The 18,746-nt window shown below is 66.0% G+C and carries 15 protein-coding genes; 8 read left to right on the top strand and 7 right to left on the bottom strand.

Features of this window, described 5'->3' with window-relative positions; all coding sequences use genetic code 11:
- The first annotated feature begins 5 nt into the window (after nt 1-5).
- The gene (locus QX048_RS15510; RefSeq protein WP_315749273.1) at nt 6-3,128 is read left to right on the top strand and encodes a CusA/CzcA family heavy metal efflux RND transporter; all 3,123 of its coding nucleotides are present in this window, start codon (nt 6-8) and stop codon (nt 3,126-3,128) included.
- Here the strand turns inward: QX048_RS15510 and QX048_RS15505 are convergent.
- Entirely contained in the window at nt 3,125-3,826 is a 702-nt protein-coding gene (locus QX048_RS15505) for an ABC transporter ATP-binding protein (protein WP_315826325.1), read from the bottom strand. The genes QX048_RS15510 and QX048_RS15505 overlap by 4 nt on opposite strands.
- A gap of 21 nt (nt 3,827-3,847) precedes the next feature.
- Nucleotides 3,848-4,033, bottom strand: coding sequence for a hypothetical protein (locus QX048_RS15500; RefSeq protein WP_315826324.1), 186 nt, complete (start codon nt 4,031-4,033; stop codon nt 3,848-3,850).
- Nucleotides 4,034-4,058: 25 nt separating this feature from the next.
- Between QX048_RS15500 and QX048_RS15495 the strand changes: the two genes are divergently transcribed.
- Nucleotides 4,059-5,138, top strand: coding sequence for an AI-2E family transporter (locus QX048_RS15495; protein WP_315826323.1), 1,080 nt, complete (start codon nt 4,059-4,061; stop codon nt 5,136-5,138).
- A gap of 443 nt (nt 5,139-5,581) precedes the next feature.
- On the top strand, nt 5,582-6,604 hold the full coding sequence (locus QX048_RS15490; RefSeq protein ID WP_315750003.1) for a fatty acid desaturase: 1,023 nt from the start codon (nt 5,582-5,584) through the stop codon (nt 6,602-6,604).
- 102 nt (nt 6,605-6,706) lie between these two features.
- Here the strand turns inward: QX048_RS15490 and QX048_RS15485 are convergent, their stop codons facing one another.
- From QX048_RS15485 to ilvD, 3 genes are all read right to left on the bottom strand, one after another.
- Nucleotides 6,707-7,210, bottom strand: a complete 504-nt coding sequence (locus tag QX048_RS15485; RefSeq protein ID WP_315826322.1) for a hypothetical protein — start codon at nt 7,208-7,210, stop codon at nt 6,707-6,709.
- 395 nt (nt 7,211-7,605) lie between these two features.
- Nucleotides 7,606-8,571: an amidohydrolase family protein gene (locus QX048_RS15480; protein ID WP_315714862.1), complete on the bottom strand. Its 966-nt coding sequence runs from the start codon at nt 8,569-8,571 to the stop codon at nt 7,606-7,608.
- 216 nt (nt 8,572-8,787) lie between these two features.
- Complete coding sequence (ilvD, locus tag QX048_RS15475; protein WP_315826321.1) at nt 8,788-10,629, bottom strand: dihydroxy-acid dehydratase; 1,842 nt, start codon at nt 10,627-10,629, stop codon at nt 8,788-8,790.
- A 319-nt stretch (nt 10,630-10,948) separates the two neighbouring features.
- Here ilvD and QX048_RS15470 point away from each other — a divergent pair, with 319 nt between their 5' ends.
- Nucleotides 10,949-11,314: a copper resistance protein CopC gene (locus QX048_RS15470; RefSeq protein ID WP_315826320.1), complete on the top strand. Its 366-nt coding sequence runs from the start codon at nt 10,949-10,951 to the stop codon at nt 11,312-11,314.
- A gap of 2 nt (nt 11,315-11,316) precedes the next feature.
- On the top strand, nt 11,317-12,975 hold the full coding sequence (locus tag QX048_RS15465) for a copper resistance D family protein (RefSeq protein WP_315826319.1): 1,659 nt from the start codon (nt 11,317-11,319) through the stop codon (nt 12,973-12,975).
- Nucleotides 12,976-12,981: 6 nt separating this feature from the next.
- Here the strand turns inward: QX048_RS15465 and QX048_RS15460 are convergent, their stop codons facing one another.
- Both QX048_RS15460 and QX048_RS15455 read right to left on the bottom strand, forming a co-directional pair.
- Nucleotides 12,982-13,488, bottom strand: a complete 507-nt coding sequence (locus QX048_RS15460) for a DUF3455 domain-containing protein (RefSeq protein ID WP_315826318.1) — start codon at nt 13,486-13,488, stop codon at nt 12,982-12,984.
- A gap of 99 nt (nt 13,489-13,587) precedes the next feature.
- Nucleotides 13,588-14,802: an NADP-dependent isocitrate dehydrogenase gene (locus QX048_RS15455; RefSeq protein WP_315714857.1), complete on the bottom strand. Its 1,215-nt coding sequence runs from the start codon at nt 14,800-14,802 to the stop codon at nt 13,588-13,590.
- A gap of 299 nt (nt 14,803-15,101) precedes the next feature.
- On the opposite strand from QX048_RS15455, the gene QX048_RS15450 reads away from it, so the two are divergent.
- The 3 genes from QX048_RS15450 (at nt 15,102) to QX048_RS15440 (ending at nt 18,708) form a co-directional block, all read left to right on the top strand.
- Nucleotides 15,102-16,301, top strand: a complete 1,200-nt coding sequence (locus tag QX048_RS15450) for a TrmJ/YjtD family RNA methyltransferase (RefSeq protein WP_315749285.1) — start codon at nt 15,102-15,104, stop codon at nt 16,299-16,301.
- Between the two features lie 255 nt (nt 16,302-16,556).
- A complete protein-coding gene (locus QX048_RS15445) occupies nt 16,557-17,402 on the top strand; it encodes a hypothetical protein (protein ID WP_315749286.1) in 846 nt (281 codons plus the stop codon).
- A 187-nt stretch (nt 17,403-17,589) separates the two neighbouring features.
- Nucleotides 17,590-18,708 carry a DUF2336 domain-containing protein gene (locus QX048_RS15440; protein WP_315826317.1) on the top strand — a complete coding sequence of 373 codons (1,119 nt, stop codon included), beginning with the start codon at nt 17,590-17,592 and terminating at the stop codon, nt 18,706-18,708.
- The last annotated feature ends 38 nt before the right edge of the window (nt 18,709-18,746 follow it).

The raw sequence follows: 18,746 nt of genomic DNA, 5'->3' as shown, positions 1-18,746 counted from the left end.
TCTGAATGGACCGTCTCGTCGCCATCGCCGTTCAGCGGCGCTTCCTGATGGTCGGAATGTTCGTCGCCGTCCTGATCGGGGGTCTGATCGCATTCCGCCAGCTCAACATCGAGGCCTATCCCGATCCGACCCCGCCGATGGTCGACATCGTGACGCAGAGCCCCGGCCTCTCGGCCGAGGAGATCGAGCGTTACATCACGATCCCGATCGAGACCCAGGTCGCCGGCATCAAGAACCTGCGCACCATTCGGACGATCTCGCTGTACGGCCTGTCCGACGTCAAGCTGCAGTTCTCGTTCGACTACACCTACGACGAGGCCCTGCAGCAGGTGCTGAATCGCCTGTCGCAACTGTCGCCGCTGCCGGGCAATGTCACGCCACAGATCTCGCCGCTCAGCGCGGTCGGCGAAATCTATCGCTATCGCTTGCGCGGCCCGCCGGGCTACAGCGTGCTCGACCTCAAGACCTTGCAGGACTGGGTGCTGCAGCGGCGCTTCCGCGCCGTGCCGGGTGTCATCGACGTTACCGGCTGGGGCGGCAAGACCAAGACCTATGAGATCCAGGTCGACTTCAACAAGCTGGTCGCCAACGGCCTGACCCTGCCGCAGCTCCTGCAGGCGGTCGGCAACTCCAACATCAATGTCGGCGGCAACACCGTCGAGATCGGCACGCAGTCTGCCGTGGTGCGCGGCGTCGGCCTGATCCGCTCGATGGACGATCTCGCCAACACCATGGTGTCGCAGAGCGGCGGCAATCCGGTGCTGGTCAAGGACGTCGCCAACGTCACGGTGGCCGAGAAGCCGCGGCTCGGCATCGCCGGCCTGAACAACAATGACGACATCGTCCAGGGCATCGTGCTGATGCGCCGCGGCGAGCAGAGCTCGCCGACCATCGCCCGCGTCGAGCAGCTCGTCGACCAGATCAACAATTCGACGATCCTGCCGCCGGGCGTGCGGATCGAACGCATCTACGACCGCAAGGACCTGATCGACACCACGACGCACACCGTGCTGCACAACATGGTGGTCGGCATCGGCCTGATCGTGCTGCTGCAGTGGGTGTTCCTCGGCAATCTCAGAAGCGCGCTGATCGTCGGCGCCACGATTCCCTTCGCGCTGTTCTTCGCCGTCATCATCCTGGTGCTGCGCGGCGAGTCCGCCAACCTGCTGTCGGTCGGCGCGATCGATTTCGGCCTGATCGTCGATGCCACGGTGATCATGGTGGAGGCGATCTTCCGACGATTGACGCAGACCACGCCGCTGTCCGAGGCCGAGGAAAGTCACATCTCGCCGGAGACGATGATGGGCATGAAGAGCCACGCGATCCTGTCGGCGGCCGCCGACGTGTCGCGCTCGATCTTCTTCGCCGCCGCGATCATCATCGCCGCCTTCCTGCCGCTGTTCACCTTGAGCGGCGTCGAGGGCAACATCTTCGGGCCGATGGCGCGCACCTATGCTTACGCGCTCGCCGGTGGCCTGCTCGCGACTTTCACGGTCACGCCGGCGCTGAGCGCCATCATCCTGCCTGCGCATGTCGAGGAGACCGAGACGCGCCTGATGCGGTTCTTGCACGCGATCTACGCCCCGGTGCTGCGCTGGGCGGTGGGCAACCGCAACCTGGTGATGACCGGCGCGATCGCCCTTGTGCTGCTGACCGCGGTGGTCGGCCGGCTGCTCGGCCTGGAATTCCTGCCGAAGCTGGAAGAGGGCAACCTCTGGATCCGCGCGACTCTGCCGCCGACGATCTCGCTGCAGGAGGGCAATGCCTACGTCAACGAGATGCGCAAGATGATCCGCGCGCGTCCCGAGGTCGAGGCCGTCGTCTCGCAGCATGGCCGTCCCGATGACGGCACCGATGCCGCCGGCTTCTTCAATGCCGAGTTCTTCGCACCCCTGAAGCCCGTGAAGGACTGGCCAGGCACCAAGGACAAGGACCAGCTCACGGCGGAACTGTTGAAGCAGCTCGACGACCGCTTCCCCGGGGTCGAGTTCAACTTCTCGCAGTATCTGCAGGACAACGTCTCCGAAGCCGTCTCCGGCGTGAAGGGCGAGAACTCGATCAAGCTCTATGGCAATGACCTGCAGGCGCTGACCGACACCGCCAACAAGATCAAGCAGGTGCTGTCGACGGTGCAGGGCGTCACCGATCTTGCGGTGTTCACCTCGCTCGGCCAGCCGACGGTGCAGATCGACATCGATCGGGCCAAGGCCGCGCGCTACGGGCTGGCGCCCGGTGACATCAACGCCACCATCAAGGTGGCGATCGGCGGCGACACTGCGGGCGATCTCTACGAGCCCGGCTCCGACCGGCATTTCCCGATCATCGTTCGTCTGGCGCCGGAATATCGCAAGAGCGCGGAGGCGATCGAGAATTTGCGCATCGGCGCGCAGGGGCCGAACGGCATCACCCAGATTCCGCTGAGCGAGGTCGCGACCATCAAGCTGGTCTCGGGCGCAGCCTATATCTATCGCGAGCAGCAGGAGCGCTACCTGCCGATCAAGTTCTCGGTGCGCGAGCGCGACCTCGGCAGCGCGATCCAGGAGGCGCAGCAGAAGGTCGCCGATCAGGTGCAGCTGCCGCCGGGCTCGCGCGTCGAGTGGGTCGGCGAGTTCGGCAATCTCCAGGACGCGATCAAACGGCTGTCGATCGTGGTGCCGATCAGCCTCGCGCTGATCGGCGTGCTCCTGTGGTTCAATTTCGGCTCGATGGCCGACACCTTGCTCGCCATGAGCGTGATCCCGATGGCGATCTTCGGCGGCGTGGTCGGCCTCGTTTTGACCGGCATTCCGTTCAGCGTGTCGGCGGCGATCGGCTTCATCGCTCTGTTCGGCATCGCCGTGATGGACGGCATCATCATCCTGTCTCAGTTCAACCAGCTGATCGACGAGGGCGTCGACCGCATCGAGGCGGTCATCCGCACCGGCGAATTGCAGCTGCGTCCGGTGCTGATGACCTGCGTCGTCGCCGGCATCGGGCTGATGCCGGCCGCGGTGTCGACCGGCATCGGCTCGCAGGTGCAGAAGCCGCTCGCGATCGTCGTGGTCACCGGCATGATGCTGGCGCCGGTGGTCATCCTCATCACGTTGCCGGTCCTGATCTCGCTGTTCTCGCGGCGACGGGTCCGCTAGATGCGCATGTGCTGGTCGATGCGCGCGGCGGAGTCACGATCGACCGCGGCGGCATCGACGATCTCGCCGCGCTTGAACACGAGGTATCTGTCGCTGATCGACAGCGCGAATGGCAGATGCTGCTCGACCACGATCATGGAGGTGCCGATCTCGCGTCGGACGCGCACCAGCACCTCGGACAGTCGGTCGACGACGGACGGCTGCGGACCTTCCGTGACCTCGTCGAGCAGCAGCACGTCGGGCTTCGCCATCAGCGCGCGCGCCACGATCAGCATCTTCTGCTCGCCGCCGGACAGCGTGCCGGCCCGCTGGCTCAACCGCTTGGTCAGCACCGGAGACCAGCCTCCGACCTGCTCGAAACGCGCGCTCATGTCACCGTCCGTGAGCACGCCAAGTCTGAGATTGTCGCGGACCGACAGGTCCTGGAACAGCGCATGTTCCTGGGGAACATAGACCAGCCCCATCTTCCGCTTCAGATGCGGCGCTATTCGCGTCACGTCCTTGCCTGCAAGTTTCACTCGGCCGCGCCAGGCCGGCAGGAAGCCGACGATGGCCTTGAGCCGCGAGGTCTTGCCCATGCCGTTCTTGCCGACGATGGCGAGGGTTTCGGCTTTGCCGAGCGCAAAACCGACGTTGCTGATCACCTCCGACGAGCCGTAGCCGCTTGCGAGCTCGTCGACGTCCAGAACTCTGCTCATTTGCGGATTTTCAGAAGCAGTTTATTTGTCGCGCAGGCTCTTGAAATCGGCGTTGTTGCTGGAACGGCAGACAAATTCGGCATTCTGGAGCATGTTTTCGCCGGCAACATCGCGTCGTGGCGGGGGCCAAAGTCCAATTCGAACGTTGACCATCTCGCGACCAGGCCGCAAACCGTCCGCCGTGGAGGAAGGAACGGTCCAGCTCATGGTCCCGGTCCGATAGGAAAGCCAGATGCGTAGCCTCGAAGACCGAGCCCTGCTTCTCTTGCTTGTCGCGATATCGCTGATGTTCGGGTGGATCCTGCTGCCGTTCTACGGCGCGGTTCTGTGGGGCATCATCGGCGTCATCGTCTTCGTTCCGCTGCACCGCTGGCTGTCGCGATCGATGCACGGCCGACACGGCCTGGCGGCGGCCGTCGTGGTGTTGATCTTCGTCGTGATCGTCATCCTTCCGCTGTCACTGATCGGGGCGTCGCTGGCGCAGGAGGCCTCCGGAGTCTACAAACAGATGCAGTCCGGTCAGCTCGACATCGGACAGTACTTTCGGAAGATGCTGGCCGCGCTTCCGACATGGGTGGTCGATATGCTCAACCGATTCGGGCTCGGCAGCCTCGCCGGAATGAAGGACAAGCTGTCGGCCGGCCTGCTGAAGGGCAGCGAGGTCATTGCGAGCCAGGCGCTCGTGATCGGACAGGGGACGTTCGAGGTCTTCGTCAATCTGTTCATCATGGTCTATCTGCTGTTCTTCCTGCTGCGTGACGAAGAGACGCTATCGGAGCGCATCAAGAGCGCCATTCCCCTGCGCCCGGAGCAACGCGATGCGCTGCTGCGCAAATTCACGGTGGTCATCCGCGCGACGGTGAAGGGCAGTCTGCTCGTCGCTCTGGCGCAAGGCGCGCTGGGCGGCCTGATGTTCTGGTTCCTCGGCATCAACGCGCCCCTGCTGTGGGCGGTCGTGATGGCCTTCCTGTCCCTGCTTCCGGCAGTGGGAGCGGGCCTCGTCTGGTTTCCGGTCGCGCTCTATCTCCTGGCCACCGGATCGATCTGGCAGGGCGTGGTCCTGATCGCCTATGGCGCCCTCGTCATCGGCCTCGTCGACAATGTCCTGCGTCCGATCCTGGTCGGACAGGACACCAAGATGCCCGACTATGTGGTGCTGATTTCGACATTGGGCGGGATCGAGGCATTCGGCCTCAACGGGTTCGTCATCGGGCCCGTGATCGCGGCAATGTTCATCGCAATCTGGGACATTTTCTCCACCTCGCGTCGCGAGAGGGCCATGGCGCAGGATGCCTCGCGCGGGACGGGCTGAAGGGAACGCGATGCACAATCGAAGCGGCATTTCATCTGGCGGATTAACGGATCGTAACCCGTCCTCTCCTAGCAATGAGGCGTTCGACGGGTTAAGTTCCATTGATCCGCCGCACGCGCTCTTTACCCGTCTCCTGTCGGGCGTCCACATCCCAGACTTTCTCTTCCAGAGCGGTTCATCGTCGGGCGCACGATGAACCATTTGGCTTCGACGGCGGTTAAACCGACGAAAGCTCGTGATTTCGAACTCCTGCAGCCCGTTCGGCGCTGCGCAGGGGTCCATTTGGCCGCGGTCGTGCCATGCGCGATCGCCAAGAACACAAGGTGGAGACGACATTGCAGTTCGATCAGCCAGTCGCGATGGCGACTGTGCCGCCCAAGGACCGCGCCACGCTGCGCGCCGGCGACGACGAGGGCCGCGCGGCGGCCGACGCCCGCTACTGGATGCAGATTCTCAGCAGCTATCGCACGCCAAACCGCGTCCGCAGCGTCACCGAGCTGGTGATCACGGCGGTGCCGCTGGTGGCGCTGTGGGCGGCAGCCTGGTTCGCATTCTCGCTCGGCCATGCCTGGGCGTCGTTGCTCATCGCGATTCCTGCTGGCGCCTTCCTGGTGCGCCTGTTCATGATCCAGCACGATTGCGGCCACGGCACCTTCTTCGCCGGGCGTCAGGCGAACGACTGGGTCGGCCGCGTCCTCGGCGTGCTGACCCTGACACCTTACGACTGGTGGCGGCGCACCCACGCGATCCACCACGCCAGCAGCGGCAACCTCGACCGGCGCGGCATCGGCGACATCGATACGTTGACGGTGCGGGAATATCAGGCGCGATCGACCTGGGGCCGTCTGCGCTACCGGCTGTACCGCCACCCGCTGGTCATGTTCGTCGCCGGACCCGCCTACCTGTTCTTCCTGCAGCACCGCCTGCCGTTCGGCCTCATGCGCGCCGGCTGGTCGCCCTGGGTCAGCACGATGGCGACCAATTTCGGCATCGCCCTGATCGTCGCCGGGCTGGTGTGGCTGATCGGCATCCAGGCGTTCCTGGTCGTACATCTCCCGATCATGCTGCTCGCCGCCATGGCCGGGGTGTGGCTGTTCTATGTCCAGCATCAGTTCGAGCACACCGTCTGGGAGCGGAGCGAGCGCTGGACGCAGCAGCAGGCCGCGCTCTACGGCAGCTCACATTACGACCTGCCGGCATGGCTGCACTGGCTCACCGCCAATATCGGCATCCACCACGTCCACCATCTCTCGAGCCGGATTCCCTATTACAGGCTGCCGGTGGTGCTGCGCGATCATCCCGAGCTGCGCGAGATCGGCCGCATCACGCTGCCCGAGAGCCTGCGCTGCGTCCGGCTGGTGCTGTGGGACGAGTCGCAGCGCCGGCTGGTGTCGTTCCGCGAAGCCGGAGCGGGAGCATTGGAGCTTCGGACAACGACACCGAAGCTCGCTGGGCCACAACCATAGTACGCAGATTAGGCAGAGGCGCGCGAACGACCTGCCCACATACAAGTTCTGAGCCGGCGGATTGAGCCGTCAGATGGAAACCCAGGCGCGACCGCGCGCGTCTCAGGCCGCGCCGCTTTGTTTGGCCGGTGCCTGTCGTTGGGCCGCCGACCAAGATGCGTGGAACCAGCCGCCGAGGCCCCAGGGGTGAGTCCGTTCCAACCAGATGAACGGTCCCATCGGCGTTTCAAACTTGCCGGGCTGGGGCCCGACCACACCCCGACCATGCAGCAACTCGCCCTGCCAGCCTTCGTTCTTGGAGCCTTCCGCGCCGACATGAAGCCGGTAGGCCCAGGGCTCGGTGTCCATGATGACGTTGCCCTGCGCCGTCTTCATCCAGGCGATGGTGTCGGCGTGGATCGCACCAAAGGGATGGAAAGGACGGTCCTCGGGGACGCCGACGAATACGCCGACGCCGGTCTTGACCGTCGCGCCGGCGGCGATCGTCACGGGCTCGCCTTTCTGATCGTACAGCACGCCGTGCCAGTTCTGCGATCTCGTGCCCGGCGCAGTGACGATGATCTGGTAGGCGAGGCGCGGCTCGTCGAGGAGCGGCTCTTGTGACATGATCGTCTCCCATCCATGCGGGCCGGGCGTGACCGCCGGGACACGTGCGGCCCTATTCTGACGCAGTATCGGCACGGCGCTAGATCGGGCGTTGATCTGAATCAACCGTCACGAGTGGAGTGCAATTTCAGATTGAGTAAAAGGCTGGTGCGGAGTGTCAGCGGACGCGCCGTGCCCACCGCCCGTCGGTCGTAGTAATCGACCTCATAGTAGGACGGCAGGCACGCATCTTCCTTCGCTCTGTCGAGCGAAGGCAGATGCCTTGTCCGTCCTGCGGGCTAAAGGCTCAATCCCTCACCGGCGCTTGAGGCGAACGCGGCGTAGGCCTTCAGGGCGGCGTAGCATCGTGCGGCGGGTTACGCTGCGCTAACCCGCCCTACGGACTAACAACGCCATCAAAACCCGTACAGCTTCGCCGGATTATCGACCAGGATCTTCTCGCGGACCGCGGCGTCCGGCGCCCAGACCGGGAGCTGGTTCATCAGGCGGCCGTCGTCGATGGGATAGAAGGGCCTGATATCCGTGACCTTCAATTCGGGATGCGGCGACGAATCCGGGTGGGGCCAGTCGGTGCCCCAGACGATGCGGTCCGGGTTGGCTTCGATCAGGGCCTTCGCGAACGGGATCACATCGGTGTAGTCGGGACCGCGGGTCGAGGCGCGGTAGGCGCCGGAGATCTTCACATAGGCCTTGCCGCTGCGGACGAGCTCGACCAGATCGGCAAAGCCCGGCTGCCCGAGGCCGAGATCGGCCTGCGCGCCGCCGAAATGGTCGAACACGGCCGGCACGGGCGATTGCATCACGAGGTCCTTGATGGCCGCGATCATCGCCGTGTTGGTGTAGAGCTGGACGTGCCAGCCCCGCGCCTTCATCCGCTCGACCGCGGCCTGGAAGCGGGCGCGGCCGACATTGGGGTCATTGATGCCACCGGTCGCGAGATTGAGGCGGATGCCGCGGAAGCCCTCGGCATGCATGGCATCCAATTGCGCCTCGGTGGTCTTGTCGTCGATGACGGCGACGCCGCGCGCGTCATTGCCGCGCGCCTTCATCCCGTACAGCGTCGCGGAGTTGTCGGTGCCGTAGACGCTTGGCGTCACGATCACCACGCGCTGGATGTGCAGGGCCTTGTGCAGCGCCGCCATCTCCTCGGGCAGGGCCGGCTCCGGCGTGTAGACGCGGTTCGCTGCAAACGGGAATTGTTTCGGATCACCGTGGATATGGGTGTGGCAGTCGCAGGCTTGCGCCGGCACGTCGAAATCGACCGGGGTCGAAGGTTGCGCCGGCTTGGCGCGGGCGGCTGTCGTGGTCATCGTCACTCCGGCGGCAAGCGAGGCGAGCAGCAGGCTGCGGCGGTTCAGCATGGCGATCCTTCCCAGGGCCTGGCGCGTGCATTGTGGCTGACGCGCTCATTGTCGATGAAGGGAGCCTGAACCCGCTGTCGTCAGTGGGCAACAACGAAGTGCGGCATGGCTGTTCGCAGGACGAGAGCGAGACGAGGAAGTCTATGGTGAGGCCGCGGCCGCCGGCCGCAGCAACCGGTCGGAAAGGACCGGTGCTGCCGACCGAACAGATCGGTCTTACTCCTTGACGATCCGCACCGCGCCCTTGGCGGCGCTCGACGCGAACGCGGCGTAGGCCTTCAGCGCGGTCGAGACCTTGCGGGCGCGCGTCTTTGGCTTCCAGGCTTGATCGCCCTTCGCCTCCATCGCGGCGCGGCGGTTGGCGAGCTCCTCGTCGGACACTGCGAGATGAATGGTGCGGCTGGGAATGTCGATCTCGATGCGGTCGCCGTCCTGCACCAGGCCGATCAGGCCGCCCTCGGCGGCTTCCGGCGAGACGTGGCCGATCGACAGCCCCGAGGTGCCGCCGGAGAAGCGGCCGTCGGTGATCAGGGCACAGGCCTTGCCGAGGCCCTTCGACTTCAGATAGCTGGTCGGATACAGCATCTCCTGCATGCCCGGGCCGCCGCGCGGGCCCTCATAGATGATGACGACGACGTCGCCGGCCTTGATCTTGTTGGTCAGGATCGCTTCGACCGCGGCGTCCTGGCTCTCCATCACGCGCGCAGGACCCGAGAACTTCAGGATCGAGGCATCGACGCCCGCGGTCTTCACGATGCAGCCGTCGCGCGCGATGTTGCCGGTCAGCACCGCGAGGCCGCCATCCTTGGAATAGGCATGCGCGAGGTCGCGGATGCAGCCCTTCTCGCGATCGAGATCGAGCTCCTGATAGCGGCGGTCCTGGCTGAACGCCACCTGCGTCGGCACGCCGCCGGGGGCGGCCATGTAGAAGTTCTTCACGCTCTCGCTCGACGTTTGGCGGATGTCCCAGCGCTCCAGCGCTGATGCCAGCGAGGCCGAATGCACGCTCGGCAATTCGGTGTGCAGCAGGCCGGCGCGGCCGAGCTCGCCGAGGATGCCCATCACGCCGCCGGCGCGATGCACGTCCTCCATGTGCACGTCGGCCACGGCCGGCGCGACCTTGCACAGGCAGGGGACCTTGCGCGAGAGGCGATCGATGTCGGTCATGGTGAACGGGATCTCGCCCTCATGGGCGGCGGCGAGCAGATGCAGCACGGTGTTGGTCGAGCCGCCCATCGCGATGTCCATGCTCATCGCGTTCTCGAACGCCTTGAAGTTGGCGATGTTGCGGGGGAGCACGGACGCATCGTCCTGCTCGTAATAGCGGCGGGCGAGGTCGACGACGAGATGACCGGCCTCGACGAACAGGCCGCGGCGGTCGGCATGGGTCGCCAGCACCGAGCCGTTGCCGGGCAGCGACAGGCCGAGCGCCTCGGTCAGGCAGTTCATCGAGTTCGCCGTGAACATGCCCGAGCAGGAGCCGCAGGTCGGGCAGGCCGAGCGCTCCATCACCTCGACATCGGCATCCGACACCTTGTCGTCGGCGGCCACGATCATCGCGTCGATCAGGTCGACCTTGCGCAGCTTGCCCTCGATGTTGACCTTGCCGGCCTCCATCGGGCCGCCGGAGACGAACACCGCGGGGATGTTGAGGCGCATCGCGGCCATCAGCATGCCGGGCGTGATCTTGTCGCAGTTGGAGATGCAGACCATGGCGTCGGCGCAGTGCGCGTTGACCATGTATTCGACGCTGTCGGCGATCAGCTCGCGCGACGGCAGGCTGTAGAGCATGCCGTCATGGCCCATCGCGATGCCGTCGTCGACGGCGATCGTGTTGAACTCCTTGGCGACGCCGCCGGCCTTCTCGATCTCGCGGGCGACCAGCTGGCCGAGGTCCTTGAGGTGAACATGGCCGGGCACGAACTGGGTGAAGGAGTTGACGACGGCAATGATCGGCTTGCCGAAATCCTCGTTGGTCATGCCGGTGGCGCGCCACAGGCCGCGGGCGCCGGCCATGTTGCGGCCATGGGTGGAGGTGCGGGAGCGATAGGCGGGCATGACGGTTTCCTTAGGCGTTCCTCGGGATCAGGCAATGTTGGTCCGCGGGCGGAAGGGTCCCGACAACCGACGGACGGCAATGATGCGGCGAGGCATACAGCGAAGTGCTTGATGATTCGACCCTAAATTTCGCTGTTCCGGGATGCCCTGCGGGCAGGGCCGGGGCCACGTGCCGCTGCCGGAGGGGCCGGCCGGCCCCGGTCACGCGTTTGTGGCTACGTGGGGAACAGGAAGGTCGCTTAGATTAGAACGGTCGAGTTTTGTTCGCCCCGATCCAGCCCGAACGTTCCTGCCGCAGCCTCCGCCGCCCGCGCGTCCCATGCCGTCCGTCATCCGCTTCCGCCACCTGCCGACCCTTGCCGCGCTGCTTCTGGGCGTTCCCGGCGCCGCCTCGGCCCACGCCATCATCGTCTCGTCGCAGCCCGCGGCGGGTGGCACCATCGAGACGCAGACGACAATGATCCGGCTGCGCTTCAACAGCCGCATCGATCACGCCCGCTCGCGGCTGAAGCTGCGCGCGCCCGACGGTGCCGAGCAGGCGCTTTCTCCGGCAGTCGATGCGCCGGCCGACGAGATCGACGCCGAGGCCAAGGCGCTCAGCCCCGGCGCCTGGCACCTGCAATGGCAGGTGCTCAGCGTCGATGGCCACATCACCCGCGGCGACATTCCTTTCAACGTGCGCTAGCCGTGTCGCTGTTGCTCGACATCTTCGGCTATCTCTCGGTGGTGCTGCGCGGCCTGACCCTGCTGGCACAGTCCTTCACCATCGGCGGCTTGGCATTTCTGCTGTTGCTGCTGCGCCCGCTACGGCAAAGGCTGTCCGCTGACGCGATCGTGGTCGGGAAGCGCGGCCAGCGCTTCCTGCGCCGAAGCGCATTCGGCTGGTTCGCGGTCGTGCTGGCTTCGCTCGCAGTCAACATGGGCGCGCTGATCGGGACGCTCGATCTGTCGCTCGGCGCGGCGGCGAGCGCGGATTTCGCACGCTCCGGCCTGGCTGTTGCCGCGTGCGCGCTCGGCATCGCCGTGCTCGCCCGGACCGGCAGCTGGGCCGCCTGGCGCGTCCTGACGCTGACCGTGCTGGCCGTCTCAGCGCTGCTGCTGCAGCTCAACCTGACGCACGCGGCGAGCCGGCTCGAGGTGCGCTGGCCGCTGCTCGCCGCCGACTTCCTTCACATGCTCGGCGCCGGCGTCTGGATCGGCGGCCTGCCGTATTTCATGATGGCGCTGAACGGCTGCAAGGCGGATGACGATCAGCGCAGAATCGGACGGCGCTACTCGTTGATGTCGATGGTCTCGGTGGCGGCGATCGTGCTCGGCGGCATCGTGATGGCGATCGCCTATCTCGGCTCGTTCGCGGCGATCTACGGTACGGCCTATGGTGTGATGACCTCGGCCAAGGTCGCGATGCTGCTGATGCTGCTCGCGCTCGGGGCGGGCAATTTCCTGGCTGTGGAGCGCCTGCGCCGCCGTGATCCCGCAGCGCCGCTGCTGCGGATGAAGCGCTTCGTCGAGGTCGAGCTCGGCATCGGGTTGACGGTGCTCCTGACGGCGGGCTCGCTGACGTCGCTGCCGCCGGGCATCGACCTCAGCCAGGACCGCCTGAACTGGGCCGAGATCGTCGAGCGCGCCGCGCCGCAACGGCCGCGGCTGACCAGCCCCTCGGTCGACCAGCTCACGATCTCGCAGTTGCAGGCGAGGATCGACGCCGCCGACGCGCAGCGCGTGACGGCGCCGCAAGCCTACGTGCCGGGCGAGGGCGTGATCCTGCCGCGCAGCGCCGCCGACATCGCCTGGTCGGAATACAACCACCATTGGGCCGGCATCTTCGTCGTGCTGATCGGCCTGCTGGCGCTGATCGAACGCTTCGCGTGGGGCGGCTTCGCGCGGCACTGGCCGTTGCTGTTCCTGGTGATGGCGGCGTTCCTGTTTCTCCGCGCCGACGAGATGGCCTGGCCGCTCGGCCCGATCGGCTTCTTCGCGTCGCTGCGCGATCCCGAAGTGGCGCAGCACCGGCTGTTCGTGGTGCTGATCGTCCTGTTCGGCCTGTTCGAATGGCGGGTGCGGCTGCGCGGGCAACAGGCGGGGCGGGCGGCGCTGGTGTTTCCGCTGACGGTCGCCGCCGGCGGCGCGCTGCTGCTGACCCATTCGCACGCCATCGCCAACATCAAGGATCAGCTCCTGATCGAGATGAGCCACACGCCGCTGGCGCTGTGCGGCATCATCGCCGGCTGGGCGCGCTGGCTCGAGCTGCGCCTGGACGGCCGCATCAGCCGCGCCGCCGCCTGGGTCTGGCCGGTGGCCTTCGTGCTGGTCGGGCTGATCCTGCTGGATTATCGCGAGGCGTGAGCAGCCTTACTGCTTCTGCAGGAACACGTAGTCCGCGGAATAGGCCACGCTGCGGAGTTGCCCGGCGGTCTCGCAGGCGCCCTCCAGCTTGCCGCCCGACGTGTTGATCCGCTGCACGGTGGTGACGTCCGACAGCACGCCCTTGCTGCCGCGGTGGGAGACGACGGCGAGCTTCAGCCAGGGGATGTCGTTGTCGGTGGCCCCGATGGCGGTGCCCTGGACGCGGCCGCCGACGATCGAGCCGTCCTGGTGCTCCCAGCTCGGGCCGGCGTAGTGCCGACCGACAGTCTTGCCGTCCTCGAACAGACTGGCGATCGGTTCGCGAAAGGTCCAGGCGAGCTTGCCGTCCTTGTCGGTCTTGCAGTCGTAGACCTGCGCGCCTTCGGCATGCAGCGTCAGCACGGCCTTTTCGCCGGCGGCGATCAGCGCGTCGGGAATCGTGGTCTCTGCAGCGTAGGAGGAGCCGATCTGGGCCCCGAGCAACAGCAGGGCGAGCGATGAGGTCAAGCGCATGATCAGGTTCCTCGACAGCAGGAGTGAAACAGAAACGGGCCACGCTTGTAGCGCGGCCCGTTGATAGGTGACGAAACCAGAAGGCGAAAGTGGGGAAACTTACGCCGCCATCGCCTTGGTCAGGTTCTCGGCGATCTTGTCGAGGAAGCCGGTGGTCGAGAGCCAGCGCTGATCGGCGCCGACCAGGAGCGCGAGGTCCTTGGTCATGTAGCCGGACTCGACGGTGTCGACGCAGACCTTCTCCAGCGTGGCGGCGAACTTCGCCAGTTCGGCGTTGTTGTCGAGCTTGGCGCGGTGCGACAGGCCGCGGGTCCAGGCGAAGATCGAGGCGATCGAGTTGGTCGAGGTCTCCTTGCCCTTCTGGTGCTCGCGGAAGTGGCGGGTCACCGTGCCGTGGGCCGCCTCGGCCTCGACGGTCTGGCCGTCCGGGGTCATCAGCACCGAGGTCATCAGGCCGAGCGAGCCGTAGCCCTGCGCCACGGTGTCGGACTGCACGTCGCCGTCATAGTTCTTGCAGGCCCAGACATAGCCGCCCGACCACTTCAGCGCCGCGGCGACCATGTCGTCGATCAGGCGGTGCTCATAGGTGATCTTCTTGGCCTCGAACTTGTCCTTGAACTCCTTCTCGTACACCTCCTGGAAGATGTCCTTGAAGCGGCCGTCATAGACCTTCAGGATGGTGTTCTTGGTCGACAGGTAGACCGAGTAGTTCTTGGCGAGGCCCATGTTGAGCGAGGCGCGGGCGAAGTCGTAGATCGACTCGTCGAGGTTGTACATCTCCATCGCGACGCCGGCGCCGGGCGCCTTGAAGACCTCCTTCTCGATCACGGTGCCGTCGTCGCCGACGAACTTCATCGTCAGCACGCCCTTGCCGGGGAACTTGAAGTCGGTGGCGCGGTACTGGTCGCCATAGGCGTGGCGGCCGATGATGATCGGCTTGGTCCAGCCGGGAACGAGGCGCGGCACGTTCTTGCAGATGATCGGCTCGCGGAACACGACGCCGCCGAGGATGTTGCGGATGGTGCCGTTCGGCGACTTCCACATCTCCTTGAGGCCGAACTCCTTCACCCGGGCCTCGTCCGGGGTGATGGTGGCGCACTTCACGCCGACGCCGACCTTCTTGATGGCGTTGGCCGCATCGATCGTGATCTGGTCGTTGGTCTTGTCGCGGCTTTCCATCCCCAGGTCGAAATACATCAGGTCGATATCAAGGAAGGGGTTGATCAGCTTGTCCTTGATGTACTGCCAGATGATCCGGGTCATCTCGTCGCCGTCGAGCTCGACGACCGGGTTGGTCACCTTGATTTTTGCCATGATCGATGGGGCCTTCTTGGGAACAGCGCGCCAGGAATGGAAAGCGCTTGTGAAATCAAGCGCGTCATAGCACTGCTGCACCGCGGGCGGAAGCGCACCCGGTATGCGTCCGGTGCTGATTTTCGCAGCCCGCTCATGCGGTGGGCAACGGCAGGCCGCGGGCCGGCCTGCCGTTTCGCGCAAACTGCAAAATTCAGGCGTAAGCCGATTATTTTGCTTGAGAATTCTCATCGGCCGGGCCAACGAGCGGGCAGGGCGCGATCGGCGCTTCAACCGGATCTGGAAGTCGAGGATTGAGCGTGTCGGGCACCGACAAGACGAAGGCGGGCGTGGAGATCGCAGGGCCAGTGGTGATCCTGGTCGAGCCGCAGCTCGGCGAGAACATCGGCATGGCCGCGCGCGCCATGGGCAATTTTGCGTTGTCGGAGCTGCGACTGGTCAACCCGCGCGACGGCTGGCCGAACATCGCCGCCCAGCGGGCGGCGGCCGGGGCCGACCACATCATCGATCATGTCCGGCTGTTCGACACCCTGCCGGAGGCGATCGCCGACCTCGACCTGGTGTTCGCGACCACCGCCCGAGCCCACGACCAGGCCAAGCCGGTGATGGGACCAGAGGCGGCCGCCCGCGAGATGCAGGGCCAGATCGCCGGCGGCGGCCGGGCCGGCATCCTGTTCGGCCGCGAGCGGGCGGGGCTCACCAACGAGGAGGTCGCCCGCGCCAACCGCATCATCACCTACCCGGTCAACCCCGGCTTTGCCTCGCTGAACCTCGCCCAGGCGGTGCTGCTGATGGGCTATGAATGGTTCAAGCTGGTGACATCGGGCGCGCTGCCCTTCGCCATGCCCGAACGCTCGGAGCGCGCCAGCCAGGGACAGATGGAGGCGTTCTTCGAGAACCTGGTGCGCGAGCTCGACCGGGTCGAATTCCTGCGGCCCGCCGAGAAGCGCGAGACCATGCTGGTCAACCTGCGCAACATCTTCTTCCGCATGGAGCCGTCGCGGCAGGACATCCACACCCTGCACGGCGTGGTCATGGCGATCGCCGAGGGGCGCAAGGGGCCGGCCAAGGGCGGCGTGCTCGACAGCGAGCAGGCGACGCGGCTGCGGGCGCTGATCGCCGAGCAGGGCACGGTGGCCAACCTGCCGGATTCGCGCGGCTCGCTGCGCGGGCTGGCGCGGCTGCTCCGCCGCAACCCGACCGACGCCGAGCGCGCGCTGTGGCACGCGCTGTCGCGCGACCGCCGCTTCGCCGGCCAGTTCAAGCGCCAGACCCCGGTCGGCCGCCACATCCCCGACTTCGTCTCCTTCATCCACCGCCTCGCGATCGAGCTGGTCGGCCCGGACGAGAGCGAAGGCGTGGTGGCGGATCGCAGCGCAAGGCGGGCGTGGCTGGAAAGCCGCGACTACCGCGTCACCGAGGTGAAGGCGGCGGATGTCGAGGCGAATCTGGAGGCCGAGCTGGTGCGGCTGCAGGCGGTGATCGCCGCAGCCAAGTAGTCGCCGACGGTCGCATCGCGAGCCGCGTGGCGGCTATCAATGGCTTCGCGCGTCCGTTCATCACGCGCAAGCGTCGATTGAGTTGCCGCGTGGCATGCGCGGCCCTCGCAACTCATCCGCGCCCGGCAGGCCCCGAGTCTGCGATCTCGTTTACACCGGCTGAACGATGATTTGTGAACGCAATTCCAGATTGTGGTTCTCCCAATCGGTTCTGGTTAGATCGCAGCACCAAGAGCAAGACCTAAGGGGGCATTCATGGCTACGCGACGATGGCGCTCGATTCTGTGTTGTGCGTTGATCATCGGCTCGATCTTCGGCTTGTCGGCAAGCGCCGAACCGGCGGCACCGAAGCGGTGCACGACGGCGGCCGATCTCGGTGCCGACGAGCGCATCGCCGGCTGCACTGTCGTGATCGAGCGCGGCAAGCCGGCGACGCCGCAGGTGATCGAAGCCCGTTTCGCACGCGCCGGCGCCTACTTCCACAAGGGAGACGTCGAGCATGCGATCGACGACTACAAGATCGTCATCGAGCAGTCCTCGGCTGGTCTTCTTGCCGCATTCGATCGCGCCGCTCCTGATCTGCGCGAGAGCGAGCCGCAGCCGGGGTCGGGTTTCGGGCGGGCGTTCGGTCGCAACGGCTACCGCGCGCAGGCCTATCGCGCGCTGGGGATCGCAAGCTTCCAGGCCGGTCTCCTGGAGGAGGCGCAGGACGATTTCAGATGGCTCAGCGAGATCGATCCCCACAATGCCGAGGCGGCCTTGTGGCTGGATCTGGCGCGCCGCCGTGCCGGGCTGGGGAGCGAGCTCGCCGACCACGCGAAGCGGCTCGACATGGGTAAATGGCCGGCCCCGATCGTCCGTCTCTTCCTCGGGCAGGAAACGCCAGAGGCTGTGCTTGCGGCGGCCGACCGCGGTGCTCCCGTCACGCGCCGGGCACGGCGTTGCGAGGCGAGCTTCTTCGCCGCCGAGCTGATGCTCGACCAGAGTCGTGAGCGCGACGCCATGCAACTGATCGACCGGGCTCTCGCCGAGTGTCCGTTGACATCGCGCGAACGCTCGGTCGCCGAGGCGGAGGCGCGCGCGCTCCGCATCATGCCGTAAAAGTCATGCGGAGAGGCACGGCAATCCCGCAGCGAGCTGTTCTCCGGCCGCATGCTTAACGCGCGCGTGCGCATTTGAGTGAAAATGCCCGGTCAAATCCGCACGCGGCGGGTTACGGAACGCTCGGGTTCGAACGGTATGGTCTGCGCATTGCCCTTTCATCGTTGCAACTGTGCGGCCTTTCATCATGAACGAAACCAGATCCGTGTTGCGGGACCTCGAGGATGCGATTGCGCGGGGGACCGCGGACAGCCGCGAGCGCGCGCTGTGGCATGCGACCGACCTGCTGATCGCGGGGCGCTACTGCGAGGAGGAGATCGCCACCTTCGGCGAGGTGATCGGCCGGCTCGCCGACGAGATCGAGATCGAAGCGCGCGCCAAGCTCGCGGATCGCCTCGCCAGGATCGAATATTCGCCGGCCAGCGTCATCCGCAAGCTCGCCTTCGACGACGAGATCTGGGTCGCCGGCCCGGTGTTGCGCGAATCCGAGCGGCTCGATGACGCCACGCTGGTCGAGAACGCCAGCACCAAGAGCCAGGACCATCTGCTCGCGATCGCCGAACGAAAGACGTTGAGCCCGGCCGTGACCGACGTGCTGGCGACGCGCGGCGACCGTGCCGTCGCCACGGCGGTGGCGCGCAATCAGGGCGCCCAGTTCTCCGGCGCCGGATTCCTGCACATGGTCAAGCGGGCCGAGAACGACTCGATTCTCGCCGAGCATCTCGGCCGCCGGCTCGACATCCCCCGCCATCTGTTCCAGCAACTCATCGCCAAGGCCTCGGACGATGTCGGCAAGCGGCTGGCCAGCGAGCGCCCCGAACTGCTCGGCGAGATCAACAGCTCGGTCGCCAACATCGCCGGCGACCTGCAGTCGAAGTTCGGACCCGGCTCGCGCAACTACTTCGTCGCCAAGCGGACCGTGACGATCCAGCACCGCCTCGGCAATCTGCACGAGAGCACCATCGCCGGCTATGCGACCGCGCACAAGGTCGAGGAGGTGACGATCGGCCTCGCGCTGCTGTCGGGACTGCCGGTCGACGTCGTCGAGCGTGCCTTGTTCGACCGCAACCGCGAGATGCTGCTGATGCTCGCCAAGGCGCTTGGCTTTACCTGGGATACGATGATGGCGCTCGCGTTCCTCGGCGCCCGCGACCACCGCATCACGGCCGGCGAGTTGCAGGAGCTGGAGCGTGACTATGCCAAGCTCCAGTCGCTGACATCGCGCAGCGTGCTCGAATTCTATCAGTCCCGCAAGAATCCAGGCAAAGGCGGCAAGGCATCCGCGCCGCGCGCCGTGGCCTATTGAACCTGCAGCGACGGATGGAGGTGATCGCGGATGAAGGG

This window comes from Bradyrhizobium sp. SZCCHNS30572 (genome assembly GCF_032484415.1).
GTDB lineage: Bacteria > Pseudomonadota > Alphaproteobacteria > Rhizobiales > Xanthobacteraceae > Bradyrhizobium.
Note: the sequence above shows the minus strand (reverse complement) of the source record. Positions and strands in the feature narration are given on the sequence as shown.